Below are 25,915 nucleotides of genomic sequence, written 5' to 3' on the forward strand. Positions count from 1 at the left end.
CAACGACACAGCTCAACGATGCACCTTAACGACGAAGATAGTGCGTGAAATCAATATCGCTGGCCGTGAGTATGGCCTGCACCCGGTTGTGTACCCCCAGCTTCGATAGAATGGCAGAAACATGAGCCTTGACCGTGGTCTCAGCAATGTTCAGGTTGTAGGCGATCAGTTTGTTGGAATCACCCTTCACCATTCTTTCCAGCACCAGTAACTGGCGACGGGTCAGAGATAACAACTGCTCAGCGGGCATCTCATGCATGTTACGCCGACGTCGTCCTGGCTCGCTGTCCGGCTGGCGGATAATATCGGGTGGCAGATAGATATTCCCGTTGAGTATCTGCTGCAGTGCTTCGGTCATCTGAGCACGGGGAGAGGATTTGGAAATAAATCCGATCGCACCACAGGTGATCGCCTGAAGCACCACCTGCTTCTCATCTTCCGCAGATACGATGACAACCGGCGTGGTGGGCGCTTCATTGCGTAATGAGATCAGGCCATTCAATCCCTGCATACCGGGCATGTTCAGATCCAGCAGGATCAGATCCAGCTCTTCATCCGAACGGGCCAGTTCGAGGGTGGATTCAAGATTCTCCGTTTCGATGATATCGGAGCCAACAAAATGGCTGCGGATCACATGGGTGATGGCATCACGAAACAGAGGATGATCATCGGCTATCAGTATTTTGTACATCATTTATCCCTCTTATCATTATTATCAGGGAATCAAGATCACCACGACGGACGGTGCTTCATTATTGCAGGCAGGCGCGTCAGGGTATCTCTCCGGTTGCGGTTAATAAGACATCTGCAGATAAAGGTTCGGGGTGAACCGCCTGCAGGGGTAATCCTGCTTCAAGCCATCCATCGCTTCCTTCTCTGTACCAGTAGAGTTGCGTGTAACCCCATTCAGCGGCCCGTTTGACCGCATTCCAGGACATCCAACAATCAGCCGTGCAGTAGATCACTACAGGGTGTTCACGGTTGGCCTGGGTCGACTGATACAGGTGTCCGGCAAAGTATTCTATCCAGTGATCTTCCGTGAATCCCCAGCCGACATTCGGTAGCCAGAGACTGCCCGGAAGCGTCTGGCGGGGCGCCGTGTAGATGAAAGTGCCATCACGCCAGGTGGTCGGCTGTACATCAATCAGCAGGGTACTGGGCTGGGTCTGCAACAGCAGATGAAGTTGCTCGGTGCTGATGCGTGCACCACCCTCAGCCGCTTCAGGTGTCGGGCTGCGATAGAGACTGATGCGGTAGCCCTCGGCAGAAAAACGCGGCAGATTGTCGTCGGCCAGGCACGGGGCTGCTATCAGCAACAGGAGCGTCATTGCTCCAGCTCCCCAGCATCTCACGCCATACATAGCTTGATACATAGCTTGATACATAGTCTGATATGCAAACGTGAGCAAACAGGTGTCTGGATGATGTGACATGGTCCACGACTCCTCTTATTGCCTGTTCCGCTATTACACGCGAGATCTGTCGCTGGTGAAATAGGACCATCGACGAAAAAAACAAGCACCAAAGTCGTATATCCACCGGGTCAGTCGGGTGGGGGCTTTACGGGGGATGACGCGACGACCTTCTCTGGGCGAAAGCCGAGCACGGCAAGCACACAGAAGAAAAGGGTGGTCAGCAGGGTGATGATCAGCGCCTGTACGTTCAGTTGCAGGTAGAGTGCATGGCGCACCAGTTCTACGGCATGGGTGAAGGGGTTGAACAGACATACCCAGTACAGCCACTCGCTGCTTTCACGCATCCGCCACAGCGGATAGAGGGCCGAGGAGATGAAAAACATCGGGAAAATGACAAAATTCATCACGCCGGCAAAGTTTTCCAGATAGCGTATCCGGGAGGAGAGAAACAGGCCGATTGCACCCAGCAGTATGGAGGTCAGCAGCAGTGTTGGCATCACTGTGAGCAAGCCGGTGTAAGGCAGGCGAATATTCATCATCAGGGCGATCGCCAGAAATGCATAAACCTGCAGCAGCGAGATCAGGGCGATTGAAATCAACTTGCACAGCAGCAGCCAACTGCGTGGCAGCGGGCTCATCAGCAGCACCCGCATACTGCCCATCTCCCGGTCATACACCATCGACAACGCACTCTGCATGCCATTGAACAGCAGAATCATGCACATCAGGCCAGGAAGGATGTAGGTCTCATAGGTGATGTAGGTCTGATAGGGCGGGATGATCGACAGTCCCAGTGCCGCACGAAATCCGGCCGCAAAGACCACCAGCCACAGCAGCGGGCGCACCAGAGCACTGAGAAAACGTGAGCGCTGTTGAATAAAGCGCTGAAACTCACGGCGCAGAATACCATTGAAGGAGATAAACCAGGCGCGAGTATTCATGTTGTCTCCTGCTGCAAACCGGTGATCTTTTCAAATGCACTGTTCAGTTCAGACGTGCCGGTCTGCTGGCAGATTTTTTCAGCCGAAGCGTTGGCCAGCAGAGATCCCTGATGCAGAATCAGCACCTGATCATTTGCAGATATCTCCTCAATCAGATGAGTGGTCCAGAGGACTGTCAGTTGCTGCTCATGACACAGATGACGGACATGTCGGTTCAGATCGATGCGCGCACGCGTGTCCAGCCCGCTTGTTGCTTCATCCAGCAACAGAACCGAAGGGCGGTGCAACAGCGCTCGTGCTATCTCAACCCGTCGGCGGTGGCCACCATTGAGCTGCCTGACACGATCATGCAAACGCTCACTCAGTTGCCAGCGCGCCATCTCGGCTTCGGCACGCTGCCTGGCTTCCTTCGGGGGGATACCATGCAGGGCGGCATGGTACTGCAGGTTTTGCAGCACCGTCAGATCAAGATCCAGCGTACTCTGCTGAAAGACCACGCCCAGTTGCTGCATCAGCAGGCGAGGTTGGCGTTTCAGATCCACCTGATTGATCCTGACCTCTCCTTGCTGCAATCCCAACAGGCGTGTCAGCAAAGACAGCAGAGTGGTCTTTCCGGCACCATTGGGGCCCAGCAGCGCCGTGAAGCTGCCATCCGGCAGGCTGAAGTCAAGATCCTTCAATGCCTGACGCTTACCATAACTGAAGCTCAACCCTTTGATCGCGATGCTCATGGTGTCGTCCTGTCAGGGTGCTGCAACTACACCCCAGGGGTAGCGACCCACCTGCAGTGTTTTGATCACCTCAAGCTTTTCCACATCAATGATGGACACATCCCCACTGACGCCGTTAGTGGAGATGACGAACTTATCATCTGGTGTTAATCCTACCCCCCAGACGCGTCGGCCTACCAGCAGATAATCAATCACCTCGTAGGTTTGTGCATTGACGACGGCTACGTGGTTGGCCGGGCCCAGCGCGACAAAGGCATAGCGACCATCCTGTGTCAGTTGGATGCCGACCGGCTGAATGCGATCGGGGTGCACTCCCTTGATTTCGAAGTTTATTTTGTGCACTTCTGAGCGTGTTTCCACATCATAGAGGGTGACGGTGCCACCTATCTCTGCGGAGGCCCAGAGGAACTTGGAATCGTGGGAGAACTCAACATGCCGAGGGCGCTGATCAATCAGCGTGTTATCCACCAACTCAAGGGTCTCGGTATCGATCCAGTGCAGCATATTGGTTGTTTCGCTGGTGTTGACCGCCCAGCGACCATCCGGGCTGACACCCATTCCTTCCGGCTCAATCCCGACCTCGACCTGTGCCAGTACCTGGTTGGATTCAACATCGATCACCGAGACAATATCGTCATCCTCATTAGCGATAAACAGCAAGCGATCATTCGGATGCAGCGCAAACTGTTCCGGATCGTCTCCTGAGGGCAGATCCTTGATGAGTGCGAATGTCTTGGCATCGTAAACCTCAACGCGGTCTGAGTCACTGGCGCACACATACAGCTTGCTGTAATCGCTGCTCATCAGAATGCCGCGAGGGCGCATGCCAACTTCGAAGGTGTTGGTTACTTCCCATTTATTCGTATCGATGACCGAAATGGTATTGTCGCGCTCATTGGATATGAACGCAGTACCGGCGAAAAGTGAGCTGCTGAACAGCAATGCACTGGATACGATTCCAGGCAGTAGTTTCTTTTTGAACATGTTCTTCTCCCGTTTTTTATTGTCGGTTTGTGGCTTGGGTTAGCATTTAATTGACCGCGCATTGGCTCTCTGGCGCGTCATAGCCCAGAGTGTCCAGATCGGTGATCGGGTGCAGGAATCCCTCCTGAGGGGATTGAGAAACCAGTGCTCTCGGATGTACCAGCGGGATGGGCTGTTTCAACTGGCCGCTCCAGCCCCGGAATTCAAGTCGACGACCCTTGAAGCCAGCCAGTTGAAATTTATCGGACAGAATAAAGGCACGAACCTCGACCGGGTCAGTGCTGCGCAGATTGGTGATTGCTTCACCAACGCTGCGCACACCGGCCCAACTGGCGTAATCCAACTCGTTCATCCAGCGATCGGCATGTGCTTCAAAGCGGCTATGCAACTGCGCGGCGCCCCAGGCCTCTACGGCTTTGTGCCAGGCGACCGGCATCATCCCCTGAGTGCCGGCAATCGGGCGGGGAAGCCAGGTGTTATACAGCAGATATTCGCCGAAGTGGCCTTGTTCATCTGCCACGATGACCACGTCATAATCACCCGCACGGGTGAACATCGGTAACTCCTGTTGTGCGGTACGGCGTAGATCGGTATCAAAGCTCCAGGCTTTTTCATCAACGATTCTGCCCCCGAAACGATCGGCAGCCCGTTTAACGGCCGCGGCATAGGCCTGATCCTCAGGCTGCTGACCTGTTACCAGTAACCACTTGTTCCAGCGGCGACTGACCAGCCACTGTGCCAAGGCGTCGGTCAGCATGGCGCGGGAGGGCAGGGTATGCAGCATGCCGGGAATGCACTGATCCACGCGCAATGCATCGTCTTTGCTGCCTGAGTTGAAAATCAGGGTCTCGGGGCTCAGAGCCGCCTGCAGACTGCGCAACTGATCTGTTGGCAGGTTAGCGACAAAGAAGCGGACGCCCTCCTCATGCAGGCGTGTTGCCGTTTCAAGAATCTCAGTGGCGTCATCGCTTTGCAGTGCGTCAAGCTGGTAGCGGTGCTTCAGAAAGCGTCCGGTTGCATTGTTATCCTTAATGGCGACTTCAGCACCGCGCAATCCCCTGTCCTCCGGCTCGGGAAAACTGTTGGACAGCAGTGGGCCTGTGTCAGGCAGAAAGCCGAGATAGGCAATGCGCACCTCCAGTTCGTCAGCCACTAGCTGTGGGGATATGCAGGTAGCAGCCAGCAAGCAGGTTAACAGTGTGGTCTTATGCAGATATTTTATTATTGTGTTCATTATTTCACCTGACCTATCTTTCATCTGATCTTTTGAGGTGATCTTATCTTCCACCTCCATGCTATCCAGTGATGGATCCATATTGAATGTTAATAAAGTAGTAATTATTTAGTTCTTAAGTCCCATTATCTGCATAAATCGATTCTATTAATCTGAAGGGGTGATTATTTAAAAATAATATAAAGAGGATTATCTCATGTCATTTCCCTCATCCTGTTCAGGAAAGGCAGCGTTATCTCTGTCGGTTTTAACTCTGTCTATCATGTTGTCTGCTCCTGCCCAGTCTGCAGGTGATCTGACTCAGCGTCCGGATCGTCTGCCCGAGCTGACTTTGGGTAAGCTGACTGAAACGGAGTTGCTCGATTACTTCATGGAGCCAACCGAATACCGCCTCGAAACCGGTAAGTCTTATCGTCTGAAAGTGCAGGCATCAGGCCTTAAAGAGTACGCCCTGCAGGCGCCTGGGTTCTTCAGTAGCATCTATATCCGCAAGGTTGAGGCCGGTGGTGTGGAGATCAAGGGATTGGGTCTGAGCGAGTTGGAGTTTGAGGAAGCGGGTGAGGCTGAGATCTTTTTTGTACCGATACGCAGCGGAGAATTTCCTTTTTATGTAAAAGGCCATGAAGAGCGCGGTATGACCGGTATGTTTATCGTTGAGTGATCTGCTCATGATTTTTTAGACAGAGTTATGTGCTGAATAATTAATGCCATAACTCTAGTACTTAAGTACAGGAATAATCGATCAAATGGTTAATTACAGTCCGGATGTTATTTGACCATTATTTTAATATGAACATGCGATGCATGTGTGTCTCGACTCTATTGAGTTAATAAATCTAAAAATGGGTGATAGTGATGAGTCTACTGATTAAAAACTCCGGATTAATGGCGGCAACTGCTGTTGCGGCGCTTGTGTCAGGGCTTGTGTTGGCGCATGGCGATGTCACACCACAGGCGGTCGAAACCAAGGGTCTGACGCCGCTGGGTGATGACTGGCTGGAAGAGAACCCGTATAAACCCGAACATCCCGAGCATGAGGCTGCGGTCAAAGTGGGTGCTTCTGCCTATAACCAGAACTGTGCACGTTGTCACGGCCTGGAAGCGATTTCGGGTGGTATCGCGCCGGATCTGCGTGAGTTGGAAAGTGGCATAGAGGGGGACGACTGGTTCATCTATCGCGTACGCGAAGGTGCGGTGCGTGATGGCCGGGTGTATATGCCGCGTATGGCCGATTATATGGATCAGGAAGCGGTCTGGGCGATTCGTACCTGGCTGGAGACTGTGAGCCATGGTTATTAAACGCCAGCTCATTCGCTATATGGCACTGCTGTCGGGGCTGTGCCTGCTGCTGTCAGCTCAGATATCTGCTCGCCCTTTTGATGATCTGATGGCATCAGGGTATCTGCGCGTGGCGGTGTATCAGGATTTTCCTCCTTATTCGTTCATCAATGAGTCGGGTGAAGCATCCGGTGTGGATGTCGATATCGCGCAGCATATTGCGGATCAGATGGATCTGGAGCTTGAGCTCTTCTGGATGATACCGGATGAGGATCTCGGTGATGATCTGCGCAATTATCTGTGGCGTGGGCATGTCTTGGATCATGAGCACAAGCATGAGCGTTTGTCTGGCAAGAAGGTGGCAGACCTGATGCTACGGGTACCCTACGACCGGGATTTCAACTACGCCCGTGGCTATATCGGAGATGGTGTCTATGCCTACCAGAACGACCTGATCGTGATGATGGCACCTTACCAGCAGGAGACCTGGAAGCTGGCGCATGATCGTGAGCGTCTTGAGCAGGTACGCACGCTGGCAGTCTTTCAGTATCACCCGGTGGGGGTGGAGATGGAGACAGTGCCTGCGTTCATGCTGACCTCGGCCTTTAACGGCAACCTGCGCCATCAGGTTAAACATTTCCGAACGCCTGGTCAGACATTTGAGGCGATGACCACGGGTGAAGTGGCAGCGATGCTGGGGATGCGCGCTGAGATGGAATGGCTGTTGCAACAGCACGGAGATGATCGTTATCAATTGGCTGAGACCACCTTCCCGGCCATGGGCAAACTTCACTGGGATATCGGTATCGCTGTGCGAGAAGCGGATCGACAGTTGGGGTATCTGGTTGAAGGCATTCTGGAGCCGATGGTGCTCAGTGGTGAGCTGGCTGAGATTTACAGCCGCTATGGGCTGACCTATCAGAAGCCAGCCTTCCATGATTTCTGACGTAATCAATCTGATGAGGTGTGCCATGGCGATTCACTTCAGTATCCGCCGTCGTCTATGTCTGTGTCTGGCATTTCTGATGCTGATGAGTCTGTCGACCATCAGCAGTGCAGACGACAGCACAAACAGTGTGATGTGGGATTACACCCGCAAGCTGTTTCTGGGTGATGCCGCCTATCAGTTTGATGATCGCATCAGAGTTGAGTTGCCAATCTTTGCTGAAGATTCCATGCAGGTCCCGTTGCTGGTGGACGCCAGTGCGCTGGGGCAGGAGGTGGTGCAGATCATCGCCTGGGCCGACTACAATCCGATCCAGCATATTTTCACCTATCACCCGGAGCCCGGCATTGTGCCGCTGGTGGCCTTGCCGTTCAAAGTACAGCAGAGCACTCCGGTCCGTGCGGCGGTCCAGCTTGCATCCGGGGAGTGGCGGGTGGGAACCGGTTTTGTTGATGCAGCCGGGGGCGGGTGCACACTACCCAGCATGACCCGTATGGAGGATGACTGGTTGAGCCGACTTGGCGATATCAGTGCGGGGCGTTTCGAACGGCCATCGCTGCATACACAAGAGCCAACACAAGAGCCAACACAAGCGTCTATAGAGCGTTATCGCTTCAGAGTGATGCATCCCATGGACTCCGGTCTGGTCGCGAATATCCCCAGTTTTTACCTGGAACAGCTTGAATTGCGAGGAGATGAGAACGAGGTGCTGATCCGCATGTCGCTGTCACCGGCTGTTTCTGAAAACCCTCTGATCACCTTCGACAGCCACCTCAGTGGCGGAGCCTATACCCTCTGGCTGCGTGATAACGATGGCAATGAGTTCAGACAGGTGTTCTGAGGAGGCATGATGCGAAATTCACTCACGTTCTTTCTGCTGCTCTTGCTGGCGCTCTATTCCACGTTTGTACCGGCGTTGGAGTATCAGTTTGAGCCTCGACAGATTGCGCCGAACACCTGGCTGATCACCGGCACTACCGAGGATTTCAGCCGCAGTAATGGTGGCGATATCGTGAATGTGGCTTTTATCACGACTGATGCCGGGGTGCTGGTGCTGGATACAGGGTCGTCGAAACGCTATGGCGAAGCGCTGCGAGAGGTGATTGCAAAGGTCACGGATCAGCCAGTCATCAAGGTATTCAACAGTCATCACCATCCGGATCATTTTTTTGGTAATCAGGCATTTGATGAGCTGCCGATCCTGGCTTTGCCTGCCACGCAGCAGCTGATTGCAGCGCGTGGGGATGGCTATGCTGAGAATCTGTATCGCATGGTCGGTGACTGGATGCGCGGCACTGAGGTAAGAGTGCCGGATCAGATCCTGACACCCGGCATGATGGAGATCGGCGGTCATCGTTTGAGGTTGATGGCTTTTTCAGGTCACAGCGGTGATGCCGCTGATCTGGTGATTCTGGATGAGACCACCGGCGTTCTTTTTGCGTTCGATCTGGCGTTTTACGGTCGCGCCCCTACCACACCCGACACCCCTGATCTTGAGGTCTGGCTTGAAGATATCAGGCAGCTCATGGCCATGCAGTTCAGTCTGTTGGTACCGGGGCATGGCGACGTCGCGGATGATGCCCGCGCGCTGGATCAGACGGCCGACTATCTGAGCTGGCTGCATCAGACGCTTATGGAATCCGCTGCCTTGGGACTGACCAGTACCGAGGTGATGAACCTGCCTGTGCCGGAGCGCTTTATCGGCATGGATCTGGTTCGCGAAGAGTTGGCGCGCAGTGTGTCCCATCTCTATCGCGATTATGAAGAGGCTGTGCTGAGCAGTCTTACTACCAATGCACTAGAAATCCGGCACAAGTGATGAATGTTTCCTGACGGGTCACTGATCAAGAATGGGACAACTTCTGCGTCTATCCGGAAAAATAATAATAGCGTTCGTTAAAGGTGATTAAAATGAAACGATGCCATGTTAAATATTTTGCACTGACCGCGCTGGTGACAGCGATGACGTTCAGTCTGCAGGCGCAGGCTGTCACGGATGAAGACCTGCTCAATGATCATATGACCACCGATCGTGTTGTCACGGATGGCATGGGAATGCAAAAACAGCGATTCAGCCCACTGACTCGTCTCAATGCAGATAATATTGAGGATCTGAGACCTGTCTGGACCCTGTCCTTTGGTGGCGAAAAACAGCGTGGTCAGGAATCACAGCCAGTTGTAGTGGATGGTGTGATGTATGTCTCGGCCTCTTATTCGCGCGTTTTTGCAGTTGACGCCCGTACCGGTGATGAACTCTGGGAATACAATGCTCGCCTGCCGGATGGCATCATGCCCTGTTGTGATGTGATCAATCGTGGTGTGGCCGTTTATGACAACCTGGTGATCTTCGGCACGCTGGATGCGCGGTTGGTGGCACTGGATAAGGATACCGGACGTGTTGTCTGGCGTAAAACCGTTGCCGATTATCAGGAGGGCTATTCAATCACGGCAGCGCCTCTGGTAGTGAATGGCAAGGTGATCACCGGTGTGGCCGGCGGCGAGTTCGGGGTAATCGGCAAGGTTGAGGCATATGATGCCATGACCGGCAATCTGGTCTGGACCCGTCCTACCCTTGAAGGCCATATGGGCTATATCTGGAAGGATGGCGAGAAGGTTGAGATGGGTATCAGCGGAGGTGAGGCAGGTCAGACCTGGCCAGGCGATCTGTGGAAAACAGGCGGTGCGGCCACCTGGCTGGGCGGTACCTATGATCCGGATACCAATCTGCTGTTCTTTGGTGCTGGTAACCCTGCTCCCTGGAACTCACATATGCGCCCGGGTGATAACCTCTACTCCTCCTCTCGGTTGGCACTCAATCCGGATACCGGTGAGATCGTCTGGTCCTTCCAGACCACACCAAATGATGGCTGGGATTATGATGGTGTGAACGAGGTGATCCCCTTCGAGTATGAAGATAATGGTCAGTTGATCAAGGCTGTTGCTACAGCGGATCGAAACGGCTTCTTCTATGTGCTGAATCGTGAGGATGGCAAGTTTATCCGCGGCTTCCCGTTTGTTGACAAGATCACCTGGGCAAGTGGGCTGGATGAAAATGGTCGCCCTGTCTATGTTCCGGAAAACCGCCCCGGTAATCCTGCTGAAACCGGTGAAAGCCAGGGTAAGACTGTGACCACTGCACCAGCATTCCTGGGGGGTAAAAACTGGATGCCAATGGCCTACAGTCAGGAAACCGGCTTATTCTATATCCCCTCCAATGAGTGGGAGATGGATATCTGGAACGAAGATGTCTCCTATCGTAAAGGGGCGGCTTATCTTGGGGCTGGCTTCACCATCCGTCCGATCAATGAAGACTATATCGGCGTGCTGCGCGCCGTTGATCCCCGCACCGGTGAAGAGGTGTGGCGCTATAACAACTACGCGCCACTGTGGGGTGGTGTCATGACAACCAAGTCTAACCTGGTCTTTACCGGCAACCCGGAAGGTTATCTGATGGCGTTTGATGCCCTCAGTGGTGAGATGCTGTATCGATTCAATACCGGCTCCGGCATTGTCGGTACGCCCATCACCTGGGAGATGGATGATGAGCAGTATGTCTCCATCGTATCCGGCTGGGGTGGAGCAGTTCCTCTGTGGGGGGGCGAGGTGGCTCAGCGTGTGAGTCACTTCAATCAGGGTGGCATGGTGTTTACCTTCAAGCTACCCAAAGCTTATGAATAAAGTGCCGCCGCACTCGGACTTGGACTCATAAGCTCCCTTTTCCGGGTTGAGGCGACTCAACCCGGTTTTTTTATGTCCAGAGATGGACGGTATGCTGGCAACACAGGAGCGGTTGCCAGTTAGGCACTCTCTCTTCGCATCAGTTTGAACCCCAGATCCACAATTGCCGGTTCCGGTTGCTCCCCTTTAAGTCGCTTCAACATCATCTCGGCGGCCGTCTTGCCCATCTCATAAAGTGGAATGGATATGGAAGTGAGCGAGGGGTTGATACAGGCCGACTGCTCCAGATCGTTGAAACCGCTGATGGCGATTTGCTGTGGCATGCGCAGATGGCGGCGCTGGCACTCATAGATGGCGCCATAGGCAAGGTCATCGTTACAGCAGAAAACGGCGTCGGTATCCGGGTAACGCACCAGCAGTTCAGCCAGTAGCTGTCCACCTAGCTGAACAGAGGAGGGTTTCGGGTTGGCGATGATCTGTTCCGGTGCGTCGGGGCGGCGCTCGCGCAATCGATGACTGAAGCCTTGAATACGATGCTGGGTACGCTCATCCAACTGTGAGGCGATAACGCTGATCTGCTGATACCCCTGATCAATCAGATAGTCTGCCATGGCGGCACCGGCATCAAAGTGCGAGATGCCGACGCACATATCCAGCGGCGGTCGGGTATCGGTTTCCATCATCTGTACGATCGGCAGGCCGCTCATTCTCAGGCGCTGCTCCGTTTCCTCCGTCATCTCAAGCCCGGTGATGATAAAACCATCGGGCATATGCGTCAGAAACTTCTCGATCAGACTCTCTTCCTGCTGCAGCGAGTAGTAGGTGTTGCCGATCAGCATGTCGTAGTTGCGGGGAGTACAGACATCATAGATCCCCTTGATCACATTGCTGAATACGGCGTTGGAGACTGACGGGATGATCACCGCCAGTGTCTGAGTGGCATTGCTGGCCAGTGAGCGGGCGGCACGATTGGGGACATAGCCGGTTTCAAGAATCGCAGCACGGATGCGTTCGCGCAGGGCGGGGGAGACTTTGTCGGGGTCGTTAAGTGCGCGTGAAACCGTGATGGCGCTGACGCCTACGCGCTGGGCGACATCTTCAAGTCTGGCGCGGCCCTTACCACGATGGCCAATTTTCCCCGCTGTCTTCATCCGCGCTGCCCTCATCCGCGATAGTCCTGTTTAGCCAGCCGTCATGGCTTGCCTTTATGCTGATCAGCGCCAGAGCGCTCGGTGAATGATTCTACCGACATCCCGGGTGTGAGTGTAGTGTGTTGATTCTGCAGCCATTGCAGAATACCGGTAAGCATCTCATCAATTGATTGATTGATCGACAAGGTCAGGCAGTGCTCTTCAGGACCTGGTTCTTCAAGGTCATTGAGCTGAGTCTGCAGCAGTGCAATGTTCATATAGTGCCCCTGACGGGACTGCATTCGGTTTCTGAGGGTGGCCTCATCACCTTGTAGATAGATGAACAGTAGATCACCAGCCTGTTGGCGCAACTGGTCCCGATAGATACGTTTCAGGCTTGAACAGGCCAGAATACACTGTTGATCCGCTTGTGTATGTCGCTGGATCTGTTCGGCAAGCGTTTGCAGCCAGGGGATTCGATCCTGATCATTCAGAGGCGTGCCAGCGGTCATCTTGCGCACATTCTCCGGCGAGTGATATCGATCACCTTCCAGAAACACGCCACCAAGACGGGTTGCCAGATGCTCGGCAAGGGTGCTTTTGCCCGAACCGCACACGCCCATTACAACGATATTCGTTTTTATCATCTTCAGTTCAGCTCGGAAAAAGGACCCTGAAGCGGCAGTGCTTCAGGGCCAATCCATGGTGACATGGCTTACAGAGTTAATAGAGCTACAGAGTTAACCGGTGCTCTGACTGTGTACTGTTTGCTCAGTCAGATATCAGTTGCTGCTCATGCTATTGCCTGCTCTGGCTTCTGCCAGTGCCTGCTGCAGGCTGTTCCACAGATCCATGCCAACAGCTTCGGCGATACTCTGATTGACGTCAGTCAACTGGGCACGCATACGCTCGACCTCATCACTGCCCAACTCATTCACCTTCATGCCTTTTTCCTGAAGTTCGCTCAGTGCGCGGGCTGCTTCTTCACGGGTGTCCTGACGCTCAAAGTCACGTGCCGTGATGGCCGCTTCGAGCAGAATGTCGCGCTCTACCTGAGACAGACGATCCCAGAATCGCTGGCTCACCAGTACAATCCAGGGGCTGTAGACATGGTTGGTAACGGTCAGATACTCCTGAACCTCATAGAACTTACTGGAGAGAATGGTGTTGTAAGGATTTTCCTGACCATCGACGGTGCGGGTTTCCAGCGCAGTGAAGAGTTCTGAAAAGGCCATTGGGACAGCGTTGGCCCCCAGTGTTTTAAAGCTGTCGAGGAAGACATTGTTCTGCATCACACGCAGACGTATGCCATCCAGATCTTCCAGCGTCTCCACCGGACGGCGGCTGTTGGTCAGGTTGCGAAAACCGTTTTCCCAGTAGACCAGACCGATCAACCCTTTCTCTTCCAGTTTATCCATGACCTGTTGTCCGACAGGGCCATCCAGAATCACGTCTGCCTCTTCGGCACTGTTGAACAGAAAAGGGGTATCCCAGATCGCCATCTCGGGCACGATACCGACCAGCGTTGCGGTGGATCCGACCATCATCTCCTGCGCGCCACCGAGCAGCGCCTGCTGCATCTGCACATCGGAGCCCAGTGTGGCACCACCGAAGGGGCGGATGCGCAGCTTGCCATCCGACAGACGTCCCACCTCTTCAGCAAACAGTTTGGTGGCGCGGCCCTGGTTGGAGTTTTCATTCAGACCATAGCCGAAACGTATCTGACGCGACTGGATATCCGCGCTGACAGTGGTTGCTACACAGAGGCCAGCCAGGCAGGCGATGAACAGAGTTTTTATTTTCATTATTGATTCCTCATTTTATTCAGATGTGTTGTCAGTTTTCGGTTTGTGGATCATGACAGCCACTGCAGTGGCCAGATAACGATCTGCGGGAACAGGATCAGCAGTCCCAGCAGCACGATATAAGCGGTGATGAACGGCAGCACGCCGCGCACCACCGATTCCATAGGCATCTTGCCAACGCCGGACACCACATTCAGCACGGTGCCCACCGGCGGTGTGATCAATCCGACACAGCCAGCCATGATGAACATCAGCCCGAAATAGACCGGATCGACACCGGCTGCGGCAGCCATCGGTGCCAGAACCGGAGCCAGAATCAGGATGGATGGCGTCAGATCCATCACCATGCCGATCACCAGCAGGAAGAGCACGACAGCCAGCATGAACAGCATGGGCTTATCCAGGATCGGGCCGAACAGCTCAATCAACTGATTGGGAAGATCCGCCAGCGTGATCATGTAGGAGGAGGCCATCGCCGCCCCGGCCAGAAACATCACCACAGAGGTGGTCTTGGAGGCGCGTACCAGCACCTGATAGACACCAGCCAGATTCAGCTCGCGGTACACCAGCGTGGTGATGATCAGGGCATAAACGGCTGCAACCACGGCGGCTTCCGTCGGTGTGAAGATGCCGCCGCGCAGTCCGCCGATAATGATGATCGGCAGCAGCAGGGCCCAGATACTGCGGCGCAGCACCAGCCGACGGTCATGCCAGCTCTGTTTCTCTGCCACCGGCAGATTCTTGTCGCGCACGATCCAGCCCCAGGCCACTGCTATTGCAGCAGCCATCAGGATTCCGGGTACGATACCGGCCAGAAACAGCTGACTGATCGACGTATTGGTCGTGACACCATAGATAATAAAGGGCATGGAGGGTGGAATGATCGGGCCGATGATACCGCCGGACGCGATCAGGCCGGCGCTGCTGCCTGCAGGATAGTTCTGGCGCCGCATCATCGGCAGCAAAAGCGTTGCCAGAGCGGCAGAATCGGCAATCGCCGAACCACTCATTGATGCCAGCAGCACTGATGCGCCTATCGCGACATAACCCAGCCCGCCTTTGACATGGCCGAAGAAAGCACGTGCCAGATCGACGATACGCTGTGACAGCCCACCAGCGGTCATCAACTCACCGGCCAGTACGAAAAAGGGCACTGCCAGCAGCGGGAAGTTGTCAAAACCTGCCTGAACATTCTGTGCCAGCAGTTGTGCATTGAAAAAGTCGAGGTGATACATCAGCGCAACAGCCGTCATCATCAACGCGAAAGCGATGGGGATGCCGATGCTCATGGCGCTGAAGAGTACGACCAGAAAAATTGCGATAGCCATGATCAGTTCCTCAATGCCGTGCAGAATCGGTTGCAGATGATGTGGTGGTCAGCTCTGCGCCACGCAGGGTCTGCCAGCTTTCACGCAGCAGAAGCAGCAGCATGCAGGCGGCCATCAGCAGGATGGCACCGGCGGCCAGCCCGAGCGGATAGCCCAGCACCGGGCTGCGGCTGTTGATGCCGACCATCACCTGATCCCAGGCACCGCTGATCAGCAGACAGAGAACGGCCAGGACCAACACACGCCCTGTCCACAGACAGATGATCTGTGCCTTGCGGGGCAGGCGGGTGACCAGCAGATCAAACACCAGATGCTCTTTGTCGGCACTGGCCAGAATCGAACCAACACAGACCAGCCAGACAAACAGCAGGCGGGCGATCTCTTCATAACCGGACAGGCCAGAGTTGAATAGATAGCGCAGGACAACATTAAGGAAAACAGCGCAGACCATGCCGAACATGCTCAGTGCCAGCATCGCTTCGGCGGCGCGACGTATCAGAGACGCGGGGGGCTTCTGATGAGAGGTGTCAGTCATTGTGGTTCTCTTATTTTTATTGATAGCGCTAACATTTATACATAAAAGTATCTGTCAGCTAATTCGTTAGGCTAAAAGTAGTTCCATAGAGATAAGATGTCAACGGTTTGATGAAAAAAATGTTAGCGCTAACATTTTTGTTGTAATTCCAATATCTGGTGATCTTCCTGTCATGGAGTGTATCGCTTAGATAATTCCAGCCTTGCGCAACTTATCGCGTGTTGCCTGATCAATGCCAAGCTCATCCAGAACCTCATCGGTATGCTGTCCGAGTGCCGGGCCTGCATTGCCTATCCTGCCCGGGGTGGCGCTGAGTTTGGGCAGCACGCCGGGTACCTTGAGCGGCTTGCCATTGGGTCGGGTGATAGTCTGGATCATCTCACGCGCTAAGAAGTGCACATCCTTCGCGATATCGGCAGCGGTGTAAGGAAACCCGACCGGCACTCTGACACCATCTAAAGTATCCAGAATCTCCTGCCGCGGACGCTCCAGCGTCCAGGACTCGATGGCATCATCAATCAGTTGAGCATGTTGGGTGCGCCCGTCGTTATGTGCGAAGCGTTCATCCTCGGCCAGATCCGAGCGACCGATCACCTGCATCAGGCGTTTGAAGATGCTGTCGCCATTACCGGCGATCAGAACATAATCGCCATCCTGACAACGATAGGCATTGGACGGAGTGATACCCGGCAAGGCGCTGCCTCCTGGCTCACGAATCACCTGTTGGGCATCATATTCGGGCAGCAGACTTTCCATCATTGCAAAGACTGACTCATACAGAGCAACATCGATCACCTGACCCAGTCCGCTGCGCTGGCGCTCCTGCAAAGCCAGCAGAATGCCGATGACGGCATAGAGAGCCGACAGGGAGTCCCCGATGCTGACACCGACTCTGACCGATGGCTGGTCCGGGTAGCCGGTCAGGTAACGCAGCCCGCCCATTGCCTCACCAATCACGCCGAAGCCGGGTTTGTCCCGATAGGGGCCGGTCTGGCCGTAGCCGGAGATGCGCGCCATGATCAGCCCAGGGTTGGCTTCGGAAAGAACATCCCAGCCCAGTCCCCACTCCTCCAGAGTACCGGGGCGGAAGTTCTCAACCAGAATATCCGCCTCGCTGGCCAGTTTGCGCACCAGTTCCTGACCTTCGGGGGTGCGAAGATCCAGTGATACGGAGCGCTTGTTGCGCGATTGGACATGCCACCAGAGCGAGGTTCCTTCCTCCAGAATGCGCCATTTGCGCAAAGGGTCACCCGTTCCGGGCGGCTCGATCTTGATCACATCGGCACCGAACTCGCCCAGCAGCTTGGTGGAAAAGGGACCGGCGATCAGTTGGCCGAGTTCGAGCACCTTGAGATCTTTCAAGGGAAGGTCGCGGGAGTGAGGGACGTTCATACTCTGTTCCTGTTTTCGCACATATGTGAGATATGGTGTTTTTTGTTTTTATGGATGAAACAGTTCATATTGATGAGCTGTTGAGCAACAATTGGATACATCAAAAAATGTTATGAGCGGCTCGTCCGATTCGATCCTACAACACAGGGTTGTAGTCGGCAATTTCTCACTACTGGAATGTCAGCGACCACCCTTCGCTCTTTTATGCGATTCAGAATAAGAGGTAAGCATGAGTAACGATACTTTCAAGGCTCTACTGCTGGAGCAGAATGCCGAGGGCAAAACACTGGCCAACATCAAACAGCTGACCCAGAGTGATCTGCCGGATGAGGAGGTGCTGGTCGCTGTGGATTACTCCAGCCTCAACTACAAGGATGGCCTGGCAGTGACAGGTACCGGCAAGGTTGTGTTGAGCTGGCCGCTGGTGCCGGGGATCGATCTGGCCGGCCGTGTGGTGGAATCGCGCAGTGATGCGTTCAAGCCCGGCGATGCCGTGGTGCTGACCGGCTGGGGAGTGGGGGAGCGCTTCTGGGGTGGCTATGCACAACTGCAACGTGTGAAGCCCGAATGGCTGGTGCCGCTGCCCGACGGGATGACTGCACGACAGGCGATGGCGATCGGCACGGCGGGTTTTACAGCGATGCTTTGTGTGATGGCGCTCGAGGCTGGCGGTGTCACTCCTGATCAGGGGCCGGTGGTTGTAACCGGAGCTGCCGGTGGTGTAGGCAGCGTTGCGGTGGCTCTGTTAGCACGGGCTGGCTATCAGGTGACGGCAGTAACCGGGCGCGAGTCGACACATGCTTATCTGCGTGAGTTGGGTGCCAGCGAGATCATCTCCCGTGATGAAATGCAGCAGCCAAGCCGGCCGCTGGAGAAGCAACGTTGGGCAGGTGCAGTGGATACCGTGGGTGGCCCGATACTGGCGCGGGTACTGGCGGAGGCACATTATGGCGCCACGATCGCTGCGTGTGGCCTGGCCGGTGGCTATCAATTGCCGACCTCGGTGATGCCTTTTATCCTGCGTAATGTTCGGCTGCAGGGCGTGGATTCGGTGATGTGCCCGCTGGCTCAACGTCAGGTGGCCTGGCAAAGGTTGGGTCGTGATCTGCCAGCCCAGGTGTTGGAGGGGATGATCGAAGAGGTGGTATTGGAGGGCGTGCCGGAAAAGGCTGCTCAGATACTGAAAGGTCAGGTACAGGGACGAGTGGTGGTGAATCTTCAGGATTAAAGAAACGCGCCTTATCTCAAGGCGCGTATCTATTGATTCCCCAACTGCGTTGAATATATCCCTGCACTTCGTCCAACTCATCTTGAGGCACTTTCGCCAACACTCCACCCTCGAGTGGATCATAATGAAAGATATATAAACGCGAAGTGAATTGTGCAAAGGGCAAGGATGATTCTCCAAAGCGCTCCCCTTTACCTGATGTGCTGACGACAACTCCATCCCCCCAGTTCTGGCCACTGTCATTATTAGGATTATAAAAATATACCCGCATGACATCTTCAGGGTCGAGTCCGATTCGTAAAAGGGTGATAGCATGCCAGCCAATGAAACGCGCAGCTGAGTTTGTAATCGCGATACCGACAGGCTGCGGATGAATCAACGGTTGGTTGCCATTGAAGTAGGGATGGTAACAGGCATAGAAAGATCGGATAAATTGGTCTAGATCATGAAATAGTCCCGTTGTGATGTCTAGATTGATGCTGAAGCCGCGACCAGACCACCAGCCATGGAACTCAGGGTTAACCCAGCGGTGTGGATCGCCTTCTCGACCAATACAACGACGTCCCATTTCGGCATAGATGCGGTCTAAATGAGGCACCAGTAATAGCGAAACCGGATCCAGATCGATGGGTAAATCATGTGCAACACCTGTCTGGCATTCTCGTGAAGAGATCGATTGGCCTTCAAAATGCATTATCACTTCGTTATCCCTGGCCGCCCAAACCAGCATTTGCAATAAATAATCAGGATCATTATATGCCCACATAGACAAGGCGCGTGCAGACTGGCAGGTGGGGTTGTTTCCTTGGCCAACGCCTAAGGGCTGGCCAAGAATACAAAGCACACCCTCTAGCAAGCGTGCATTAGCGGACACTTGAGCGCCGAAGGCTAAATTTAAGCGATTTTGGGCCTCATCACAGAGTGTAAGTCCCAATTGCCGCCAAAGTGCAGGTGGAACAGGGGATTGATATAGGATTCCCCGTTCCAGCATTAAAGCAAGGCCGTAAATGCCTTGAGCGGTTGCAGGCATAATGACTTGGCGAATTAAGGCCTGTATCAACTGGCGGAAGCACATGAAGCAGTCACGACCAGTTGAGGACAATCCCAGTGCCTCAATCAACAAGTAGTCATCAACCGTTAGTAAGTGACGCAACAGGATAGCATGATAGGGAGATACCAGACCGGTGTCATGCATCGCTCTGGCAAACCCAGTGGCTTCTGATTGCAGAGCTTGATTGTCCATACTCAACAGTCTGTCTTGGTAGACAGCTACACCTGGATCTTCCCGACAGGCTTGAGTTGTGCCATACAGACTGCTGACTAGTCGAGCAGCGCCTTGACCGCTCGAACCTAAATCTATGTCTGGGTTATGTTGGCAGATCGCAATCTGGGTAATCATGTGCTTGATCGCATCAACTTGAATTGGACGCTGTTGTAAGATACGCCAGATTTCATCAATTAATTGGTCAATGACATGTTCATAGCCGATGCGGTTGGCCAGGTACTCAAACAATAATCTTGGGATCTGCGCGAGACTTCCTTGTGTTTCTCGTTCGGCTTCGCTCGGTGGCGTAAAGAGTAATACCAAATTAATGGCCATGACCTGTGTCAGGAAATGATGAGCCTGCTCAGCTGATATCAAGGCATGCTTATACCTGCCCATCGCCACCGCTAAAAGACGAATTTCACTCAGTGCTTCTATCGTAAGCAAATTGGCATCAGCACTTTGTAGTGAATGAGTTGTTAAGGAAGGTACTAAAATTTGAGGCGTTTGCCAGTCTGAACCAGCAAAGATACCTGCTGCTTCTATCTTTTCGGCTCTATCCTCCAGTACTGCGCAGCCATTGGGTTGTAACAGGACTCTTCTGACAAGATCTAACATCGCTGGTAGTTTGTCATACTTAGCACATTCAGGTGCTTGCATCAGACGTTCAGTATCAGCGTCTAGCTTTTGCAATAAAGCCTCAAGTTTTTCAATACCATGACTCACATGCTCATCCTTTAATAACTGGCGGTGCGTTATTATACATAAAATCAAGATCCTTTTGATGCTTGAGTAAACGCTTCATTTCATCTGCATCATATCGCGACCAAGTAAAGAGTGGGCTTTGAAAATTCTCAAAGCCCTGAATTAAGCGCTATTAAAAGGGGATTGCTAGAAAAAATCTTAAACGTAGAAGTCTAATTCTTCTTGAGCTTTTAATAGATCTCGCATTTTGATGGGGTCTTCACCAAAGAAGAACACCAAGCCCCAATGAGTACCAAAGGCTGAGCGATCAGGTACAGTTTCTTCTGCTGGTGCTACTAACTCGTGAGATTCGAAATAGGGATGCTCAGTGGTTTCTGGAGGAATTTCCAGTTTGCTAACAACGCGACGTCTTGGGTACACACCAAAGCAGCCGGCATAACCCTTTGCATCGACCACCTCCCGTGGGAAGAAGTTATCAACTTCTTCTGGAGTGCTTTTGGGATCAAAAACCAGCATTGAAGCTTGGTACGCATTAAAACCGTAAGCTCTTTCGATCAACTCAAATGCTTTAAAACCAGGTGGGCGATAAGCCACTTCGCCAAAGTACATTTCACCGTCGGCAGTCACAAAGTACTCTGGGTGAATCAAACCAAATTGAATATCGAATGTTTTAATCAACAGTTCAATTTGCTTGGTAATCGCATTGCGCCAGCTTTCAAGTTCCTCCGTGGCTGGTACGAATACTGAGTAACCTAGCGTGACGTATTCCGAAATATTAAGGAATTTTATTTTGCCATTGTGGATCCAGGCTTCAACAGCAAATTCCCAGCCGTCAAGATGACTTTCCATCAACAGTGGATATTCTTCTAGCGGAATGCTGTCAATTTCTTCTATTTTACGAATCATCCGATGACCAAGGCAGCCAGCTTTATCGAAAGCTTTGACATGAATAGGGTCATCTGGGTCGCCATCGAGCTTAAGAAGGGTTTGATTAACACGCTTCATAAAGCGAACAATATCCTCTTTTTCATGCGCTTCTTCAAAGATGCCAACACGAATGCCACCAAGCTGAGCACGACGCTTCATCAAGGCTTTATCACGGAATAAAATTGATTGACCATACATGCGAGGATTGTCAAGAAGCACTGAGTTAATTGCGCCAGACCACTCAACGGTTTCTTCAAATAGCGGTATCGCAATATCGACACCTTCCGCTTTGAGTCTTTCAGCAATCTCCATAGATCTATCATTCAACTTAATAAAATTCCATGGAATGAACGGAATGTTATTAGCTGCACAGAAATCGGCTGCCCATTCGGGTGCAACGACGATATATCGGCGATCAAATTTTTGTGCTGCTTTAATCGCATTAACACTCCAGCCAAGCAAAGCAATGTAGCCTTTTTCTGGATCCTTCGTGGTTTCAGTTCCTTTCACTGAATCAAGAGTGGGGTCACGCCAAGTCAGTATTTCTTGAGGTAATTCAGCTTTACTCATATTTGACATTAAGCGTTCTCCAGTCGATTTTCTTTTACGCGTATTACATTGGCTAAAATATTTTATATTAAATTTAGCCAATAGAACCATTAAGCATAGTTCAAAAGTTTGATAAATCAAATTTATGCACTATTTTACTCATCAATAACCGAATGTCCCGCGACGTAACCAATTGTGCACAAAGGCTAGTTTTCGATGAGCAACTTCAGATAAAACGAATGGATATATATCTGATAAACCCATTGATCGGTTAATATGATTGATACGAATTGCCAGTGTTACCGCTACGTGAACTAGTAAACCACAATCAGGCTCAGAATATGGATCCCAGTTATGTATAGGAAGCTCAGGAGATTTTAATCCTGTGGAAACAAAGCTATCGGCAATGTCCGTTAAGTGTAAAAGATGCGCAGCCGTTTCAGCCCAGTCTTCATGAGGATGAGCCGATGCATAGCTGGTCAAATAAAACAGTTCCCAGTCTTTGGGAGGACCTTGATGATAGTGCTTTTGCAGTGCGGCCGTATAGTCGGTTCGTTCGTCGCCAAATATTTCTCGAAACGCATTCAAAAAGTCTTCTCGTAAGCTCAATCGCCACCATAACATATGAGCAATTTCATGACGCATGTGGCCTATCATAGTCCGATAGGGTTCATCTAGTGCCTCTCTGCGAGTGACTCGAACTACAGGATCTGCTTCGGAAACACTAATCGTGATAACACCATCGCCATGGCCCATTCCGGCAGGTGTAAGCCCATCAGCCAGCATATGAAAAATCGGGCGTGTTCCTGAGTCTTCAGGTCTGAACCAATGCCAGCGACCTAAGTTATCGAGCGCCCAGCGTTTTGCGGCTTCGGTGTCTGCCCAATTCGATATCGCGTTGGGAAGCCCTGGGTCGGGAGCAAGTCGAGTCATGGCGCAGGAGCGGCAAAAGGCACCTTCCTCGGGTGCAATCCAGTTGCAACCAATGATCTCGCGGTTGGCGCAGAAGGGTGGTACAGGAATGAACGCTCGTGCCTGAGGATCATAAGCGACGGGAGTACCTTCAGCGGTTGTAAGATTGTGAAACCAGAGAGTCCCGGAACCCACTGGGTTGGTAAATGCATACATATAAGGCTCCTTACCGACTGCGAAGTAGACGTCAACCTATACCCTTTTCGGCAGGAAAACTACCTGCCTGTATAAATGCCTATTATATTTTGCAGTAAGTATTGCTTAAAAAAACATGTTACTCTGAAAATGATACCTCTCAGTTTGTGAATATTTTGAAGCTAAACTCTGTTCTGCTGATAAAGGAGTCGGTTAGTTCATTTCAGTATCTCGTTCCGATCGCTGTGCATGATATTAAGCTGAGTATGGAGACAAAATGACTAAAAATTTTATTGTTCAAATCGTTGATTGCAAAACTATTAATGAAATCCCTAATACTTGGACTACAGCTGATTACAAAGCTCTGCTGGGTGAAATAGGTTTGGACGAAGGTTTAGAAGATTTGAATGAAAAAGACATAAAAGATATGTGCTACATGTCCTTAAATGAGCTTGAACCTTCTGAGGCTGCGAAGGTCGTCCTCAGTTATCTGTTTTCCGATGAAGAGCTCACTGAAGGTAAAATTGAGCAGTTAGCTCATGATTTACCAGAGGATAAAATGTGGGAGCAGTTTTCAGATTTGCTTTGTCATCATCGTCTTTTTAACGCATACAGCCTATTGAGATCAGCTTACAATGGCATTTTTCCGCAACCTACTGGCGTACAATTAACACTGAAGGTGATAGCAAAAGATAGTGAAGATTTAACTCTTTTTGATCATGCCGCTAAAGCATCGATGGTTCGACTATTGGCAAAGGGAATGGGTGAAAATGTCACTCTAAATCGTTTGTACTCTGATCAAATTGCCGGTGAAGAATTCCCTGAAGCGGAAGGTATTATATGGCTAATGGAAGAGTTGTCGAAGGATAGTTTGTCTCGTGAATTTTTTGTTACCAGTTCCAGCTTTTGGCTTGAAGATATACTGGAACTCGCTGAATTTGAAGCTGAGATTTATGTTGATCAGATTGATCAAGATGAGCAAGCTTAAACCATTGATCCACTAGCCACAGATGACGCTCGGACTCAACTCCACCTTCGGGCGGAGGCCAAGGCCGCCGACGCCGCTGACTAGAAGACAATCGAACAACTGGAACATGACCTCAAACACAAGGGCGAGTAGCTCTGTCTGGTATCGCATATCGGCTAGTGAGGGAAATTTGATTTTTCCTTCCTTCGTGAATATCATCATGCCCACTGCAAACATGGATTAGGCTACAAGGACGCTATATGCCAAAGGATCACTTGATTTTGGTTACCCGCAAATGGGAAACCGAACAATCTACTATCAGCGAATTCTTCATCCCCGATGCTTTACACCTTGAAGGGGAAATACATCATGGTTATTTTTTGGAGCTTGAAGGTCCTGATACTATTGAAGAAGGACAGCGAAAGCGAATTGTAGAAGGAAATTTCAATCTGAAATGGGCAGTCGTAACAGGTAATACAAGACTGAGAAGAGATCTGCCTTTGCCTCATTTATATAATTCACAAGTTCCAGAGCGCAGAGGGATTTATATACATGTTGGTAACGAACCCAGGAATTCGGATGGATGTTTACTAATCGGTTATTCATACGGGGAAGATAGGGTAATCAATAGTAGAAATGCTCTGATCGCGCTTAAAAAATATTTAAATCGCGTCGGAATTGAAAATGTGCGTCTGATCCTGAGATCGGAGTATCAATGATTATGAAATATTATAAAGGTTCCGGTGTTATTTCCATCGTTCAGCGAATTTTATTTGCAGGGCTTTTGTTGATGCTGACTGCCTGCACTGATCGATTATCGCAAGAAGCAGGACTAAAACAAGGCGAGGAAGAGCGTAGTCTTCGCTCAATGGATGATTGGGCCACGGCAAGTGTATTGAACATGCACTTGGGTTGGAATGCGCCAAGGCATTTGGGGCAATTGACTTACCGTGCCTGGGTCGAGAGTTTAGATCGGTCGCCAACCAATTTAGTAGAGCAGCCATTTACCCTGAACGGTCATCTACTTGCCTATTGGGATATTCAGTACTACGACCCTTGGGAAACCAGATTGATCGATGCTCAGCCAGAAAAGATTTTGTATCTGCGTTTTTATCCCCAAGGATCGCAAGATACCAACACGGCCGCGATGCTCGAAGACTTGATTACTTTGGCGGAGGATAGCCGGCGAGCCGTTCGATTCTTTATTTACGACTCACTTCCTGAAGATGAGCCGTTGTTTCTTGATGGAGGCGTGGAGGAGGGAGATAGAGCCAAAATTGAAGCCTTACTCAAACCCTTTGGAACTCTGGGCGATGGGCTTATGCAAGATCGTGAAGGTTATGCGGCTATACCTGTCAGAGTAAAACTGATCGATGTGGTGAGCTTTCATGACGCCGCCTCTACTTTCTTGTATGGCCAGGTTGATGACATTCAGCCTTGGCCAGAGGGCGATGCTTTTTATTCAGAGATTTATGACCTCTCCGATGCGGTTTTTCTTGGGGTACCTTGGCAGCAAACCTTTAGACTAGACTCAGCGGCCTCAATACATGCACAACCCAGCGAAAAGTCTGAGGTGGTGATGGCGCCGCGCATGCAAGCTTCTGACCCAGAACCAATAGTGGAGAAAATTTCCACTTACAACGCGGACTGGTATTTGGTCCGACTCTATCGTGATCCTGAAATACAAGGATATGTTCGAGTTAAAGATTTATGGATTGTTAACTGATTAGTCTCTATCGAGCAGGAAAAACAGAGCAGGAAAACCTGCACC

At 51.8% G+C, this 25,915-nt stretch carries 25 protein-coding genes; 10 read left to right on the forward strand and 15 right to left on the reverse strand.

From position 1 onward, the window contains the following. Window positions 1–25 precede the first annotated feature (25 nt). The 6 genes from ACK3CJ_RS05880 to ACK3CJ_RS05905 form a co-directional block, all read right to left on the reverse strand. A complete protein-coding gene (locus ACK3CJ_RS05880; RefSeq protein ID WP_409526556.1) occupies window positions 26–691 on the reverse strand; it encodes a response regulator in 666 nt (221 codons plus the stop codon). A gap of 79 nt (window positions 692–770) precedes the next feature. Continuing rightward, a complete protein-coding gene (locus ACK3CJ_RS05885; protein WP_409525505.1) occupies window positions 771–1,328 on the reverse strand; it encodes a rhodanese-like domain-containing protein in 558 nt (185 codons plus the stop codon). A 215-nt stretch (window positions 1,329–1,543) separates the two neighbouring features. Beyond that, window positions 1,544–2,356: an ABC transporter permease gene (locus tag ACK3CJ_RS05890; RefSeq protein ID WP_409525507.1), complete on the reverse strand. Its 813-nt coding sequence runs from the start codon at window positions 2,354–2,356 to the stop codon at window positions 1,544–1,546. Then, on the reverse strand, window positions 2,353–3,087 hold the full coding sequence (locus tag ACK3CJ_RS05895; RefSeq protein WP_409525508.1) for an ABC transporter ATP-binding protein: 735 nt from the start codon (window positions 3,085–3,087) through the stop codon (window positions 2,353–2,355). The genes ACK3CJ_RS05890 and ACK3CJ_RS05895 overlap by 4 nt, the downstream gene beginning before the upstream one ends. Before the next feature lie 12 nt (window positions 3,088–3,099). After that, on the reverse strand, window positions 3,100–4,071 hold the full coding sequence (locus tag ACK3CJ_RS05900) for a YVTN family beta-propeller repeat protein (protein ID WP_409525509.1): 972 nt from the start codon (window positions 4,069–4,071) through the stop codon (window positions 3,100–3,102). 46 nt (window positions 4,072–4,117) lie between these two features. Next, entirely contained in the window at window positions 4,118–5,305 is a 1,188-nt protein-coding gene (locus tag ACK3CJ_RS05905) for an ABC transporter substrate-binding protein (protein ID WP_409525510.1), read from the reverse strand. Window positions 5,306–5,501: 196 nt separating this feature from the next. Between ACK3CJ_RS05905 and ACK3CJ_RS05910 the strand changes: the two genes are divergently transcribed. The 6 genes from ACK3CJ_RS05910 to ACK3CJ_RS05935 all read left to right on the forward strand — a co-directional run bounded on the left by ACK3CJ_RS05910 (window position 5,502) and on the right by ACK3CJ_RS05935 (window position 11,207). Then, window positions 5,502–5,966, forward strand: coding sequence for a copper-binding protein (locus ACK3CJ_RS05910; protein WP_409525511.1), 465 nt, complete (start codon window positions 5,502–5,504; stop codon window positions 5,964–5,966). 194 nt (window positions 5,967–6,160) lie between these two features. Next, window positions 6,161–6,604: a cytochrome c-550 PedF gene (gene pedF / locus ACK3CJ_RS05915; protein WP_409525512.1), complete on the forward strand. Its 444-nt coding sequence runs from the start codon at window positions 6,161–6,163 to the stop codon at window positions 6,602–6,604. After that, on the forward strand, window positions 6,594–7,529 hold the full coding sequence (locus ACK3CJ_RS05920; protein ID WP_409525513.1) for a substrate-binding periplasmic protein: 936 nt from the start codon (window positions 6,594–6,596) through the stop codon (window positions 7,527–7,529). The genes pedF and ACK3CJ_RS05920 overlap by 11 nt, the downstream gene beginning before the upstream one ends. After that, window positions 7,519–8,370 carry a quinoprotein dehydrogenase-associated SoxYZ-like carrier gene (locus ACK3CJ_RS05925; protein ID WP_409525514.1) on the forward strand — a complete coding sequence of 284 codons (852 nt, stop codon included), beginning with the start codon at window positions 7,519–7,521 and terminating at the stop codon, window positions 8,368–8,370. The genes ACK3CJ_RS05920 and ACK3CJ_RS05925 overlap by 11 nt, the downstream gene beginning before the upstream one ends. Before the next feature lie 9 nt (window positions 8,371–8,379). Continuing rightward, window positions 8,380–9,348 carry a quinoprotein relay system zinc metallohydrolase 1 gene (locus tag ACK3CJ_RS05930; protein ID WP_409525515.1) on the forward strand — a complete coding sequence of 323 codons (969 nt, stop codon included), beginning with the start codon at window positions 8,380–8,382 and terminating at the stop codon, window positions 9,346–9,348. A gap of 92 nt (window positions 9,349–9,440) precedes the next feature. Then, window positions 9,441–11,207 (forward strand): PQQ-dependent methanol/ethanol family dehydrogenase, encoded by a 1,767-nt coding sequence (locus ACK3CJ_RS05935; protein WP_409525517.1) that lies wholly within the window; start codon window positions 9,441–9,443, stop codon window positions 11,205–11,207. A gap of 119 nt (window positions 11,208–11,326) precedes the next feature. Here the strand turns inward: ACK3CJ_RS05935 and ACK3CJ_RS05940 are convergent, their stop codons facing one another. The 6 genes from ACK3CJ_RS05940 to ACK3CJ_RS05965 form a co-directional block, all read right to left on the reverse strand. Next, window positions 11,327–12,358: a LacI family DNA-binding transcriptional regulator gene (locus ACK3CJ_RS05940; RefSeq protein ID WP_409525518.1), complete on the reverse strand. Its 1,032-nt coding sequence runs from the start codon at window positions 12,356–12,358 to the stop codon at window positions 11,327–11,329. A 41-nt stretch (window positions 12,359–12,399) separates the two neighbouring features. Beyond that, the gene (locus tag ACK3CJ_RS05945; protein ID WP_409525519.1) at window positions 12,400–12,984 is read right to left on the reverse strand and encodes a gluconokinase; all 585 of its coding nucleotides are present in this window, start codon (window positions 12,982–12,984) and stop codon (window positions 12,400–12,402) included. Window positions 12,985–13,119: 135 nt separating this feature from the next. After that, window positions 13,120–14,142 (reverse strand): TRAP transporter substrate-binding protein, encoded by a 1,023-nt coding sequence (locus tag ACK3CJ_RS05950; RefSeq protein WP_409525520.1) that lies wholly within the window; start codon window positions 14,140–14,142, stop codon window positions 13,120–13,122. Between the two features lie 50 nt (window positions 14,143–14,192). Further along, window positions 14,193–15,470, reverse strand: a complete 1,278-nt coding sequence (locus ACK3CJ_RS05955; protein WP_409525521.1) for a TRAP transporter large permease — start codon at window positions 15,468–15,470, stop codon at window positions 14,193–14,195. Window positions 15,471–15,480: 10 nt separating this feature from the next. Further along, window positions 15,481–16,005 carry a TRAP transporter small permease gene (locus ACK3CJ_RS05960; RefSeq protein WP_409525523.1) on the reverse strand — a complete coding sequence of 175 codons (525 nt, stop codon included), beginning with the start codon at window positions 16,003–16,005 and terminating at the stop codon, window positions 15,481–15,483. Between the two features lie 186 nt (window positions 16,006–16,191). Beyond that, complete coding sequence (locus tag ACK3CJ_RS05965) at window positions 16,192–17,397, reverse strand: CaiB/BaiF CoA transferase family protein (RefSeq protein ID WP_409525524.1); 1,206 nt, start codon at window positions 17,395–17,397, stop codon at window positions 16,192–16,194. 229 nt (window positions 17,398–17,626) lie between these two features. Between ACK3CJ_RS05965 and ACK3CJ_RS05970 the strand changes: the two genes are divergently transcribed. After that, complete coding sequence (locus tag ACK3CJ_RS05970) at window positions 17,627–18,625, forward strand: MDR family oxidoreductase (RefSeq protein WP_409525525.1); 999 nt, start codon at window positions 17,627–17,629, stop codon at window positions 18,623–18,625. Between the two features lie 16 nt (window positions 18,626–18,641). Here the strand turns inward: ACK3CJ_RS05970 and ACK3CJ_RS05975 are convergent, their stop codons facing one another. The 3 genes from ACK3CJ_RS05975 to ACK3CJ_RS05985 form a co-directional block, all read right to left on the reverse strand. Then, window positions 18,642–20,615, reverse strand: a complete 1,974-nt coding sequence (locus ACK3CJ_RS05975; RefSeq protein ID WP_409525526.1) for a hypothetical protein — start codon at window positions 20,613–20,615, stop codon at window positions 18,642–18,644. A 177-nt stretch (window positions 20,616–20,792) separates the two neighbouring features. Then, window positions 20,793–22,100, reverse strand: a complete 1,308-nt coding sequence (locus ACK3CJ_RS05980) for an ATP-grasp domain-containing protein (RefSeq protein WP_409525527.1) — start codon at window positions 22,098–22,100, stop codon at window positions 20,793–20,795. Between the two features lie 132 nt (window positions 22,101–22,232). Beyond that, window positions 22,233–23,198 carry a zinc-binding metallopeptidase family protein gene (locus ACK3CJ_RS05985; protein WP_409525529.1) on the reverse strand — a complete coding sequence of 322 codons (966 nt, stop codon included), beginning with the start codon at window positions 23,196–23,198 and terminating at the stop codon, window positions 22,233–22,235. A 256-nt stretch (window positions 23,199–23,454) separates the two neighbouring features. Here ACK3CJ_RS05985 and ACK3CJ_RS05990 point away from each other — a divergent pair, with 256 nt between their 5' ends. The 3 genes from ACK3CJ_RS05990 to ACK3CJ_RS06000 all read left to right on the forward strand — a co-directional run bounded on the left by ACK3CJ_RS05990 (window position 23,455) and on the right by ACK3CJ_RS06000 (window position 25,870). Continuing rightward, window positions 23,455–24,165: a hypothetical protein gene (locus tag ACK3CJ_RS05990; RefSeq protein ID WP_409525530.1), complete on the forward strand. Its 711-nt coding sequence runs from the start codon at window positions 23,455–23,457 to the stop codon at window positions 24,163–24,165. A gap of 239 nt (window positions 24,166–24,404) precedes the next feature. Continuing rightward, the gene (locus ACK3CJ_RS05995) at window positions 24,405–24,863 is read left to right on the forward strand and encodes a DUF5675 family protein (protein WP_409525532.1); all 459 of its coding nucleotides are present in this window, start codon (window positions 24,405–24,407) and stop codon (window positions 24,861–24,863) included. Further along, window positions 24,860–25,870: an SH3 domain-containing protein gene (locus ACK3CJ_RS06000; RefSeq protein WP_409525533.1), complete on the forward strand. Its 1,011-nt coding sequence runs from the start codon at window positions 24,860–24,862 to the stop codon at window positions 25,868–25,870. Before ACK3CJ_RS05995 ends, ACK3CJ_RS06000 begins: the two co-directional genes overlap by 4 nt. Window positions 25,871–25,915: the final 45 nt, after the last annotated feature.

The organism is Nitrincola salilacus (genome assembly GCF_046271865.1).
Classification (GTDB): Bacteria; Pseudomonadota; Gammaproteobacteria; order Pseudomonadales; family Balneatricaceae; genus Nitrincola; species Nitrincola salilacus.

Excerpts from the sequence above, each read along its gene's own strand:
- ACK3CJ_RS05880 (WP_409526556.1), bottom strand. The coding sequence starts at position 691 with ATGTACAAAATACTGATAGCCGATGATCATCCTCTGTTTCGTGATGCC.
- ACK3CJ_RS05885 (WP_409525505.1), bottom strand. The coding sequence starts at position 1,328 with ATGACGCTCCTGTTGCTGATAGCAGCCCCGTGCCTGGCCGACGACAAT.
- ACK3CJ_RS05890 (WP_409525507.1), bottom strand. The coding sequence starts at position 2,356 with ATGAATACTCGCGCCTGGTTTATCTCCTTCAATGGTATTCTGCGCCGT.
- ACK3CJ_RS05895 (WP_409525508.1), bottom strand. The coding sequence starts at position 3,087 with ATGAGCATCGCGATCAAAGGGTTGAGCTTCAGTTATGGTAAGCGTCAG.
- ACK3CJ_RS05900 (WP_409525509.1), bottom strand. The coding sequence starts at position 4,071 with ATGTTCAAAAAGAAACTACTGCCTGGAATCGTATCCAGTGCATTGCTG.
- ACK3CJ_RS05905 (WP_409525510.1), bottom strand. The coding sequence starts at position 5,305 with ATGAACACAATAATAAAATATCTGCATAAGACCACACTGTTAACCTGC.
- ACK3CJ_RS05910 (WP_409525511.1), top strand. The coding sequence starts at position 5,502 with ATGTCATTTCCCTCATCCTGTTCAGGAAAGGCAGCGTTATCTCTGTCG.
- pedF (WP_409525512.1), top strand. The coding sequence starts at position 6,161 with ATGAGTCTACTGATTAAAAACTCCGGATTAATGGCGGCAACTGCTGTT.
- ACK3CJ_RS05920 (WP_409525513.1), top strand. The coding sequence starts at position 6,594 with ATGGTTATTAAACGCCAGCTCATTCGCTATATGGCACTGCTGTCGGGG.
- ACK3CJ_RS05925 (WP_409525514.1), top strand. The coding sequence starts at position 7,519 with ATGATTTCTGACGTAATCAATCTGATGAGGTGTGCCATGGCGATTCAC.
- ACK3CJ_RS05930 (WP_409525515.1), top strand. The coding sequence starts at position 8,380 with ATGCGAAATTCACTCACGTTCTTTCTGCTGCTCTTGCTGGCGCTCTAT.
- ACK3CJ_RS05935 (WP_409525517.1), top strand. The coding sequence starts at position 9,441 with ATGAAACGATGCCATGTTAAATATTTTGCACTGACCGCGCTGGTGACA.
- ACK3CJ_RS05940 (WP_409525518.1), bottom strand. The coding sequence starts at position 12,358 with ATGAAGACAGCGGGGAAAATTGGCCATCGTGGTAAGGGCCGCGCCAGA.
- ACK3CJ_RS05945 (WP_409525519.1), bottom strand. The coding sequence starts at position 12,984 with ATGATAAAAACGAATATCGTTGTAATGGGCGTGTGCGGTTCGGGCAAA.
- ACK3CJ_RS05950 (WP_409525520.1), bottom strand. The coding sequence starts at position 14,142 with ATGAAAATAAAAACTCTGTTCATCGCCTGCCTGGCTGGCCTCTGTGTA.
- ACK3CJ_RS05955 (WP_409525521.1), bottom strand. The coding sequence starts at position 15,470 with ATGGCTATCGCAATTTTTCTGGTCGTACTCTTCAGCGCCATGAGCATC.
- ACK3CJ_RS05960 (WP_409525523.1), bottom strand. The coding sequence starts at position 16,005 with ATGACTGACACCTCTCATCAGAAGCCCCCCGCGTCTCTGATACGTCGC.
- ACK3CJ_RS05965 (WP_409525524.1), bottom strand. The coding sequence starts at position 17,397 with ATGAACGTCCCTCACTCCCGCGACCTTCCCTTGAAAGATCTCAAGGTG.
- ACK3CJ_RS05970 (WP_409525525.1), top strand. The coding sequence starts at position 17,627 with ATGAGTAACGATACTTTCAAGGCTCTACTGCTGGAGCAGAATGCCGAG.
- ACK3CJ_RS05980 (WP_409525527.1), bottom strand. The coding sequence starts at position 22,100 with ATGTCAAATATGAGTAAAGCTGAATTACCTCAAGAAATACTGACTTGG.
- ACK3CJ_RS05985 (WP_409525529.1), bottom strand. The coding sequence starts at position 23,198 with ATGTATGCATTTACCAACCCAGTGGGTTCCGGGACTCTCTGGTTTCAC.
- ACK3CJ_RS05990 (WP_409525530.1), top strand. The coding sequence starts at position 23,455 with ATGACTAAAAATTTTATTGTTCAAATCGTTGATTGCAAAACTATTAAT.
- ACK3CJ_RS05995 (WP_409525532.1), top strand. The coding sequence starts at position 24,405 with ATGCCAAAGGATCACTTGATTTTGGTTACCCGCAAATGGGAAACCGAA.
- ACK3CJ_RS06000 (WP_409525533.1), top strand. The coding sequence starts at position 24,860 with ATGATTATGAAATATTATAAAGGTTCCGGTGTTATTTCCATCGTTCAG.